Annotated in this window: 8 protein-coding genes and 1 riboswitch; of the genes, 4 read left to right on the top strand and 4 right to left on the bottom strand. The window is 38.7% G+C overall.

Annotation, left to right across the window (positions count from 1 at the left end; all coding sequences use genetic code 11):
* Positions 1 to 143: 143 nt before the first annotated feature.
* From N9I19_RS23050 to N9I19_RS23035, 4 genes are all read right to left on the bottom strand, one after another.
* On the bottom strand, positions 144 to 1,970 hold the full coding sequence (locus tag N9I19_RS23050; protein ID WP_061461837.1) for an APC family permease: 1,827 nt from the start codon (positions 1,968 to 1,970) through the stop codon (positions 144 to 146).
* Between the two features lie 138 nt (positions 1,971 to 2,108).
* Positions 2,109 to 2,252: riboswitch (cyclic di-AMP (ydaO/yuaA leader) on the bottom strand.
* Positions 2,253 to 2,662: 410 nt separating this feature from the next.
* Positions 2,663 to 3,118, bottom strand: a complete 456-nt coding sequence (locus N9I19_RS23045) for a GtrA family protein (RefSeq protein WP_317779095.1) — start codon at positions 3,116 to 3,118, stop codon at positions 2,663 to 2,665.
* Entirely contained in the window at positions 3,078 to 4,100 is a 1,023-nt protein-coding gene (locus N9I19_RS23040; protein ID WP_089364585.1) for a glycosyltransferase family 2 protein, read from the bottom strand. Before N9I19_RS23040 ends, N9I19_RS23045 begins: the two co-directional genes overlap by 41 nt.
* 15 nt (positions 4,101 to 4,115) lie before the next feature.
* Positions 4,116 to 5,786 (bottom strand): DUF6044 family protein, encoded by a 1,671-nt coding sequence (locus tag N9I19_RS23035; protein ID WP_375166254.1) that lies wholly within the window; start codon positions 5,784 to 5,786, stop codon positions 4,116 to 4,118.
* Between the two features lie 173 nt (positions 5,787 to 5,959).
* On the opposite strand from N9I19_RS23035, the gene galU reads away from it, so the two are divergent.
* The 4 genes from galU (at position 5,960) to N9I19_RS23015 (ending at position 9,137) form a co-directional block, all read left to right on the top strand.
* The gene (galU, locus tag N9I19_RS23030) at positions 5,960 to 6,820 is read left to right on the top strand and encodes a UTP--glucose-1-phosphate uridylyltransferase GalU (RefSeq protein WP_089364586.1); all 861 of its coding nucleotides are present in this window, start codon (positions 5,960 to 5,962) and stop codon (positions 6,818 to 6,820) included.
* 270 nt (positions 6,821 to 7,090) lie between these two features.
* Entirely contained in the window at positions 7,091 to 7,228 is a 138-nt protein-coding gene (locus N9I19_RS23025; protein WP_317779094.1) for a bacitracin ABC transporter ATP-binding protein, read from the top strand.
* Positions 7,229 to 7,486: 258 nt separating this feature from the next.
* Entirely contained in the window at positions 7,487 to 8,884 is a 1,398-nt protein-coding gene (locus N9I19_RS23020; protein WP_317779093.1) for a cytochrome P450, read from the top strand.
* Positions 8,885 to 8,963: 79 nt separating this feature from the next.
* On the top strand, positions 8,964 to 9,137 hold the full coding sequence (locus tag N9I19_RS23015; RefSeq protein WP_317779092.1) for a hypothetical protein: 174 nt from the start codon (positions 8,964 to 8,966) through the stop codon (positions 9,135 to 9,137).
* The last annotated feature ends 140 nt before the right edge of the window (positions 9,138 to 9,277 follow it).

Genomic DNA, 9,277 nt, shown 5'->3' with positions numbered 1-9,277 from the left:
CGCGGAAAGCGAGTGCCCTACGTTCCAATCAACGGCCAAATTGTACAACTCATAAAAAATAGACAAACTCGATTTTCATCGAGTTTGTCTACAGTCTGAAGCAAACCATATGTAGGTTTGCTTCTTTTCTTAGATAATGGAACTTACTTCTTCAAATGATAGGGAACTGTCGCAACAACTACATTTCTTCTATAAAGCAAGTAGGCCTTAATCAGTAAACTTGATTGGTTATGAAGAATATTGTGCCAGCCTTTCTTCGGAATAAATTGCGGGATTATTACCGTAACTTTATAGTTGGATTCACTCGCTTTATGTTCAACTGTATCCACAAATTTAGTTAATGGCTGTATGATACTCCTGTAATAAGAGTTTAGTGTGACGAGTCTAACATCTGGCTGCCACTTTTTCCACTTTTCTTCAAATTTCTTTTCATCTTCTCTTTCAAAAGCAACATAAACGGCAATGACCTGATGTGCTGATAGAGATTTAGCATAATTTAAAGAGTTCTCAACCACATGAGTTATACCGGCCACAGGCACAATAATGATATTCCCTTCTATTGGCAAGATGGGCTCACAAGTTGTAATCCTTAGCTGGTCTCCGACTGCTTCATAATGCTTCCTAATTCGATGAAAAATTAAAATGATGATAGGTAAAAAAATCAAAACAGGCCAAACCTGAGTAAATTTGGTTAAAAAGAATATCATCGTGACGATAAAACTAATAGTGGCACCAATTGAATTAATGGTTAATTTCATGATCCAGCCTTTTGGCTTTTCGCGTATCCATTTGACAATCATCCCGGTCTGGGAAAACGTAAATGGAATAAATACCCCTACCGCATAAAGTGGAATAAGATTTTCTGTATGTCCCCCAAATGCGACTATTAAGATGATGGATGCAAGTCCTAGTATGATAATTCCATTGGAATATCCTAATCGGTCCCCTCTAATCGTAAACGCCCTTGGTATGAATTTATCTTTTGCAAGATTCACCGCAAGCAAGGGGAAAGCGGAATAGCCAGTATTGGCAGCAAGAATCAAGATCAATGCAGTCGTACCTTGAATGAAGAAATACATGAAATTCCGACCAAAGATCTCTTCAGCAATCTGCGAGACGACCGTTACCTCTGCGCTAGGAACAATGCTTAAATAGTAGGCTAAGAATACGATTCCCGTAAATAATACAGCCAGTAAGGAACCCATAGCTATTAAAGTTTTTGCAGCATTATTCGGAGCTGGGTCTTTAAAGTTCGGAATCGCATTGGAAATCGCTTCGACTCCTGTCAATGCGGAGCTTCCTGATGCAAATGCTCTTAGCAGTATGAATAAACTGATGCCCGCTACTGGAGTCCCGATTGGCGCGTGTAATTCCGGTGAGACTCCTCCTGTCAGGATTTTGTAAATTCCTACACCAATCAAGATGAACAATGCTAAAACGAATAGATACACCGGATAGGCCAAAACAGAGGCCGACTCCGTAACCCCTCTTAGATTAAGGATGGTAAGCAGAAATACAAAAATGATGGCTATGCCTACATTATATGCATGAAGGCTGGGAAAGGCGGACGTGATGGCATCCGTACCTGCAGAAACACTTACAGCTACAGTTAAAATATAATCGACCAATAAGGATCCTCCAGCTATCAACCCTGGATTGATACCTAAATTGTTTTTTGAAACCACATAGGCTCCCCCGCCATGAGGATAAGCAAAAATGATTTGTCTATAGGACAAGATCAATGCAGCCAACAGTAACAATACTCCGATGGCGATGGGTATGGAATACCAGAATGCCGCAGCACCGACCGTGATCAGAACGATTAATATTTGCTCCGGTCCATAAGCAACCGAAGACAAAGCATCAGAAGATAATATCGCCAAAGCCTTGGTTTTGTTAAGCTTTTGATCACCTAGTGCATTTGATTTTAAAGGTCTCCCGATCAAAAACCTCTTTATAGAAGATAACATCAAGAATTCACCACCATTTTTAAGTTATAAGTTTATGTTACCCAGCTATAGAAAAAACAAAAAAAATGGTAAAATGCCCACAAGTCATAAAACTAAATAGACCTGTAGACATCCACTTTTTTGTCTAACAAGCTCCACCTTCCCTCTCATATAACGCTTACGAGGTTAGCTGTCGGATTCGGACCTAAGAGTAGCCCTACCTTGAAAGGATTCACCCCTTGGATTGTTAAAATAATCCCATAACGGGTCCCCCGTACCATAAGGTTTAAGCGATTTAGAAATACGAAACTGTTGATTATCATACTCCCGTGAAATGGAAAAGTAAATGAAAATTTTGCACAGTAAAATAATAATTTATTTTAAGTGAGGCTTTGTTCTGACGTATATAACATAAGTCATCCAAGTGCATGATTCGAAGGTAGGAAAAAGGTGAATAACTTGTTAAAAAAGAGAAACTTCCCAATCAATTTTTAAGAAATGAAAGAACAAAAACGGTGGGTCCTTAAAAGGGAAAATTACCGAATTACGAAACTGTTTAAATCTCTAATTTATTAACGGTTCACCTTTCTTATTAAAAGGATCTGCCCCCGCTTGGATAGGTTTGCAATATATAAACTCCACGCTGAAAATCAAAAATTCTCTTCTTGAAATCCACTTTGATTTCCATCCAAAGGGGCATTCTTTGATTCTAATCAGTTCCTTCCTTCTTGAATTGTTCCCAAATTGCTTTTTTTAAAGACAAAGTATTTCTGGCCAATATAGTTCAGTACTGTATAAAAGATTGTTCCGATAAGTACAGCCACATTTTGCTGAATGGAAAAATGAACGGATGCTTCCAAGGATTCTGCAATGGCTTGTCCTAAAGAATAAGCCGCGGAATAACAAATCAGGATGACGCAAAAGAAACGGGCAACCCCTCTCCGCCAATCTATATCGCTTCTAAAAGTAAAAGTCCTGTTCAACAGAAAACTCGTTACTGCTCCCATACCATTGCCGAAAAAGGTAGAGATCCAGTAAGATAATTCAAGAACATTCATGAGAAAAAGCATGATGGAAAGTCCAACCCCTGTATTGACCATTCCAACCAATAAAAAGCGGATAAAGGAGTTAGTGTGTTTTAGATAGTTTTTCAATACTTGTCCGTTCATTATCTAGTTGCTCCCGTTTATTTAAATCGAGCGGATTAAATAAATCCAGATCCACAATATATTTAGGCCGGCGTTTGGATTCATTATAGATTTTACCGATATATTCCCCAATCAAGCCGACAGCAATCAACTGGAGTCCGCCGATCAACCAGATGGAGGTAATTAATGAGGTCCAACCAGTTTCGGTCTGCCCAAAAAACTTTAACCATAAAAAGTATGACCCAAAAAGTAAGCTAATGAAAAAGGAAAGACATCCTAGCCATAATACAAGCCGGATCGGTGTTACTGAAAAGGAAGTAATGCCATCAAGAGCAAAAGCAACCATCTTCTTAAATGGATATTTCGTTTCCCCTGCCAATCTTTCTTTGCGGTCATAATAAACAGAGTCCGTCTTAAACCCAATAAGCGGGACGATTCCCCGTAAAAAAAGATTCGTTTCTTCAAATCGTTCCAACTCCACGATCGCCCTTTTGCTCATTAGCCGGAAATCTGCATGATTATAGACAAGGTTGACCCCCATTTTGTTCATCATTTTATAAAAGCCAGTTGCAGATGTTCGTTTAAAAAATGAATCAAGGTCCCTTTTTTGGCGGACGCCATATACAATTTCACATCCTTCAGTGAATTTCCGAATGAATTCAGGGATGACTTGAATATCATCTTGTAAATCTGCATCAATTGAAATCACACAATCCGAGGCTTCCTTGGCTGTAAACAATCCGGCAAGGAGTGCATTTTGGTGGCCTGCATTCCGTGAAAGCTTTAGTCCACGAACATATTCATTGTTAATCGTTTCCTTATATATGATCTTCCATGTTTGATCTTTACTTCCATCATCAACCAATAGAATTTTACTTTGACCAGACACAACATTTTCTTCGACTAAACCCCTCACCAATCCACAAAGCTGGGAAATGGTATCCTGCAAAACACTTTCTTCGTTATAACAAGGTACAACAATCGTCACTATCGGTGAATTCACAATATCCCCCCCTTTTCAAATGACTCTGTATAAATGAATTTTCCAAACGGTCCCTTTCTTTGTGAAAATCCTATCCAGTTCCAACCCGTTTTCCTTCGCGTTGTTGATTGGTACGGCAGAAAATATATACTTGCCGCCTAATCCTTTAAACGCATCTACATTAATCTCCAAATTATCCAACTCTTTCTTCGAGCCTTTTTTGAACATATAATGCTTACCAAGCTCATCGGCAAATAGGTAACAACGTCCTCCCCATTCATCAAAGTAGATTCTGATGTTTTTATTCTTTGCCAATTCGTTTTCAATTATTTGACGAAATTGATGTTTGTATGTAAGCGGATAGAAATTGTTATAGCTATCGAGCGTGTAAAACCCATTAAATTGGGCGATAGCAGGATGTAGACCGATGCTTGCAACCCGATATTCTTCCTGTGGGAGGCCAATATGCTCTTCTATATCCTGAAAAAGGCTTTCTGCATAGAACTCTTTAAAAGATGGTTTTTTATTGTTAGTGATTTCTTCATTGAAACCCATTAAAACCATGATTTGAACGGCAATGAAGATTAAAAGGGTTTTCTTAGCAAATTCACTGTGTTCCCAGATGATTTTTATGGCGAGGGCAAACCCCAAGTAAATCACCATCGGCCTTAAAAAGTGAAATCTGGCAAAATTAAAAGTATCCAAGGTATGGAACCTTTCTGTTAAAGGAAGCCAGCCTTTATAAAACCAAAATGCATACCATGCGGAGAGCATAAAATTCAAACCGAACAAAAAAACAAAAACCCTTTCCTGTCTCCACAGTTTTTTGATCAAAATAATATAAAGGGCAAAAGCTGTAATCGGCAGGATGATAAGCGCATGTACAGTCATGACATGCGTATGTCCAAGAACGAAATTTTTGAAAGTAAGCTTAATGACCCACTCGAGCGGTAGCCTTGCGTGAAAATATTCATCCCTGCTGTTTGGCTCCGAATCAAAAATGAAAGAAGCAATCAAACGATACTCCACAAGACCAAAAATGAAGGTCATATAAACGATTGAAAGAAAAAACCTTAAATTCCAACCTTTTCTCCTAATCACATCCGTTATCCAAAGAAGGCCCATTGCAACCAGGAAAAAGAAAAAGCCAAGTACGATGCTTGAATATAGAGGTAAAAGTGTAAGGACCAAATAATTCTTCCACGAGTGGTCCTTGTTGCGGATATTCAAAAAAGCCCAAAGGGCTAGCGGCATCCCAAGCGTGCTGAGCATTCCCGATGGCCAAAATGGAGTAAGGGCAAAGGCTAAGGATGTTCCAACCCTAATCCATCCCGATTGGCGCCCTGTAATGAAATGTTTTTTTAATAGGATATACATACCAAAGAAAGCAATAAATCTTGTTAATGCCTGGCTTATTGCATATGCAACCATTGTCGGAAAAAGGGCATGCAGCCACACGATAATACTGAATTCACTGCCAAACGCATTTCGGGGCAGCCCATTCATAATCTGTGGAATTTTGGCGTTTATTGAACCAAATAACTCACCGCTTTCTGAAAGCACTTTATACCAGGCAAGGTTGGAATCCAAATTATCATGTACACGAATATGTGCATTTTCTCCAAGGATGAGTAGAGGAGAGAGATATAAAATTATGACGAGTAAAGCAAAAAGGATTTGTTTTCGCTCTTGATTTTCAATTGGCAAAATATACACCTCTTGACGAAATTCATATATCCATAATATTTGCTTCAATGGTAAATCTATTCTTTTTTAGGGATTTATTTTCACCTTTTTTTGATATAGGTCAACCAATGACTACATAAAATGAAGGGTAGAACAAAAAGCGGAATAAAAGAACCTTAAAAAGGGGCTAGGCTATGATAAAGAAAGCCGTAATTCCAGCAGCCGGTTTAGGAACACGATTTTTACCTGCTACAAAAGCTCAACCAAAGGAAATGCTGCCGATTGTCGATAAGCCGACCATTCAATATATTATCGAGGAAGCGGTACAATCAGGGATTACAGATATTATCATCGTTACGGGGAAAAACAAACGTGCCATTGAAGATCATTTCGATAAATCCATAGAGCTTGAAATGTTACTACAAAAGAAAGGACAAAATGATCTACTTACAATCGTGGAGAACATTTCCAATATGGTGGATATTCACTATGTAAGACAAAAGGAACCATTAGGTCTGGGGCATGCAGTTCTATGTGCCAAAACTTTTATCGGAGACGAACCTTTTGCCGTCCTATTAGGTGATGATATCGTGGATAGTCGTGTCCCAGCCTTGAAACAGCTAATGGAACGGTATAACAAGGTTCGAGCGAGCATTATCGGGTGTAAGGAAGTGTCACCTGCCGCTGTCTCAAAGTATGGGATTGTAAATTTCCAAGAACAATATGAGGATTTATTTCTGGTACGAAACTTAGTGGAAAAGCCAAAAGTTGAGGAGGCTCCATCAACACAGGCTATTATTGGCCGATATATTTTATCTCCTGCCATTTTTGAAACCCTTGAAACCGTACAGCCCGATTGTAAGGGGGAAATCCAGCTTACCGAAGCTTTAGACCTTTTGCTGGAAAAGGAACCAATATATTCGTACATCATCGAGGGAAATCGATATGACGTCGGGGATAAATTCGGCTTTCTTCAAGCTTCAATAGATTTCGCCTTGAAACGACCTGAACTTCGTGATCAGCTAATATCTTATTTAAGACTGTTGTTTCCTTAATAAGGTTCATAAAAGCCTATGCCCAATTACCAAGATGTGATTGGGTTATTTTCATAACTTCTTGAGTTTGGTCAGCTCCAGATACATTGTAATATGACCCCAATAACATGTTCCCGTACCAAAAGCTTAAGATCTATGAATATGAAACTGTTTATTAATGGCACATCAAGTGAAAATTTTGAACAGAAAAAGAATAATTTATTGTTAGTGAGGTTATGTTGATAAGGTATATCAAACATATGAGATCCAGAAAGGATTGCAGAGAATCACATGAATAAAAAAAATAATCCGATAATATCCGATGAATTTTTAGATAGTGTAGTTAAGGAAATCAATGACCTATTTGGTGGACCCATTAATGAAAAAAATGATCGTTTCCAGCATGGGGACGATCAAGAAAGAAGTTGAATCCTCCTTATCCACAACAAGGAGTTTCCTCTACCGGGAAATTACCCCACATCTTCTGAATCTAGTCTCAAAAAAACTCTGGCCGTTTTTATCCAGAGTTTTTTTTTATGGCTAAATGCAGGCTGACTCCCCTTCTTTTCCTATATATAGCCGTATCATAAGAAATTTAAATGTTCATTATAACTTGTCCAAACAGATTTAGCTTATCCTCATAGAATGAATATATGTAACTATTTAAAAGAAAGGGGTCAAACAACATTGAGCCACACTGATGATGGCTTCCGCAATTCTCAAAAAGTGCCAAAGGGAAGGCTGATTTCCGGACATACAAAGGAGTTTCAAAAAGATGCCCTTGGCTTTCTTACCCGATTGGCCAAGGAATATGGGGAGGTCGCAAAATTCCGTTTTGGACCATTCCAAAATGTTTACCTCGTTTCCAACCCTGATTTAATAAAACAAATACTAGTAACAAAACAAAAATCCTTCGTCAAATCAAAGGACCTCAAAGCTTTAAAACCACTTATTGGTGAAGGTCTGCTTACAAGTGAAAAGGACTTTCATATGCGCCAGAGAAGGCTTATTCAGCCCTCTTTCAAAAAGAATCATATTAGCCATTATGCCAAGGATATGATTGATATCACAATGGCTTATATATCAACTTGGGAACATAATGATGAACGGATAATTACAAAGGATATGATGGAAATCACTCTGGGGATAGTCAGCAAGACCATGTTCAGCATAGAATTCACGGATGGCTCTGAAATTGTAGGGAAATCGCTGGACACTGTATTAAAAGCTGCAGTCAAAAGGATGAGATCGATTTTCCGTTTGCCATTATGGGTACCAACTAAAATCAACCGTGAATATAAAAAGGCGATAAAAAGCCTTGATAAAGTGATTTACGAAATTATTGAAAAACGGAAGACCGACACAGTAAAACATGAAGACATGCTTGGAATCCTGATGGATGCACGTGATGCCGAAGACGGATTAGGAATGACAAACCATCATTTACGTGATGAGTTAATGACCATTTTTCTTGCAGGTCATGAAACGACAGCAAATGCTCTTTCTTGGGCACTGTACGCACTTTCAATGAATCCTGAAATTCAATCTAAGCTTTTCTGTGAAGTGGATAGCATAATTGGTCGTAGGACACCCAGCCCTGACGATTTCATGAAATTACCATACACTCAAAATATCATACAAGAAACACTTCGAATGTACCCGCCAAGTTTTATGATATCCCGGGATGTGGAGGAGGATGTCGTTATAGGAGGATATCACTTTAAAAAAGGCGATATGATTATAATAAGTTCTTATGTGATGCAGCATGATCCAAAGTATTTTGAACAACCGGATTCTTTTATTCCTGAGCGATTTGAAAACAACTTTTTGAAAAACCTGCCTATGTTCGCTTACCTTCCATTTGGCGGAGGACCCCGGGTTTGTATCGGCAATCATTTTGCCATGATGGAAGCAGTGCTTGTCCTGGCTTGCATTTCTCAACGATATAGGATAAAGCTTGCACCTGACCATCATGAAGTAACCCCACTTCCATCCCTTACGCTCAGGCCTAAGCGTGGGCTGCGCATGGTCGTCGAAGAAAGAGAAGCAGAAGCCTTTGAACCTGAATCATCAACTTTTAAATGAATATGAATGATTCCCCATGAACAAAACACTTTCATCTCCTTTAAGAGACTGGCCTATTTTTTGAAAGGAGGGATGAAAAATGTATATGCACCATTCACCAATGATGGGTATCATCCACACTGAATTACAATATTTAGGGATGGCCTCGCAGGTATATACCGGTTATTTAGAATTTATAAGGGAAATTGATCCGGTACAAGAATCCGAAGACCAACAGCCGCTTCCTCTCCCCTTTTTATATGAGAACGAGTAGTCACATTAGCCATTTCCTGCTCTAAACCTTATATGTTATAGAAAAACCGACCTATCAAGGTCGGTTTCAGACTGTAGACAAACTCGATGAAAATCGAGTTTGTCTATTTTTTATGAGTTGTACAATTTGGCCGTTGATTT

Origin of the sequence: Peribacillus sp. CSMR9, assembly GCF_033141925.1 — a bacterium.
Taxonomy (GTDB): domain Bacteria; phylum Bacillota; class Bacilli; order Bacillales; family DSM-1321; genus Peribacillus; species Peribacillus simplex_A.
This window is presented reverse-complemented; position numbering and strand designations above follow the sequence as displayed.

Coding starts and splice junctions, on each gene's coding strand:
- N9I19_RS23050 (WP_061461837.1), bottom strand. CDS start 1,970: ATGTTATCTTCTATAAAGAGGTTTTTGATCGGGAGACCTTTAAAATCA.
- N9I19_RS23045 (WP_317779095.1), bottom strand. CDS start 3,118: ATGAACGGACAAGTATTGAAAAACTATCTAAAACACACTAACTCCTTT.
- galU (WP_089364586.1), top strand. CDS start 5,960: ATGATAAAGAAAGCCGTAATTCCAGCAGCCGGTTTAGGAACACGATTT.
- N9I19_RS23025 (WP_317779094.1), top strand. CDS start 7,091: ATGAATAAAAAAAATAATCCGATAATATCCGATGAATTTTTAGATAGT.
- N9I19_RS23015 (WP_317779092.1), top strand. CDS start 8,964: ATGTATATGCACCATTCACCAATGATGGGTATCATCCACACTGAATTA.